This is a genomic window from Grimontia sp. AD028, from assembly GCF_000973155.1.
Lineage (GTDB): Bacteria > Pseudomonadota > Gammaproteobacteria > Enterobacterales > Vibrionaceae > Enterovibrio > Enterovibrio indicus.
This window is the reverse complement of record NZ_LASY01000151.1, coordinates 1-568: the sequence shown is the minus strand read 5'-3', so window position 1 is coordinate 568 and position 568 is coordinate 1. Positions and strand designations below refer to the sequence as shown.

The window sequence follows — 568 nt, the reverse complement described above, 5'->3', positions numbered from 1 at the left end:
CTATCACCGTCACTGACCCAGATTCCGGCGAAACGGCCACCATTGGCAACACCACGATTGAAGGTAACTACGGCACCTTCGAACTGGTGGATGGCAACTGGACGTACACCGTCGACCCAGATAAAGCCCAATCTTTGCCAGAAGGCGATGAAGCCAACGAGACCTTTACCCTGACTGCGTCTGATAACTCGACGCACGAGATTGTGGTCACGGTTGAAGGCACCAACCAGTCTGCAGTTGTGACGGGTGATACCTCTGCTGCAATCAGTGACGTCGATACCTCAGCAACCGGCTCTATCACGGTTACCGATCCGGATTCAGGCGAAACAGCCACCATCGGCAACACCACGATTGAGGGTAACTACGGGACCTTTGAATTAGTGGATGGCAACTGGACTTACACGGTTGACCCAGATAAAGCCCAGTCTCTGCCAGAAGGTGAAGAGGCGACCGAAACCTTTACGCTCACTGCGTCTGACAACTCAACGCACGAGATTGTGGTCACGGTTGAAGGCACCAACCAGTCTGCGGTTGTCACGGGTGACACCACAGCAACCATCAGTGATGT

General features: G+C 53.9%; 1 protein-coding gene. It reads left to right on the top strand.

The features are described 5' to 3' along the window. On the top strand, positions 1 to 568 hold a 568-nt coding region (locus RN22_RS22910; protein ID WP_046308083.1), incomplete at both ends, for a VCBS domain-containing protein.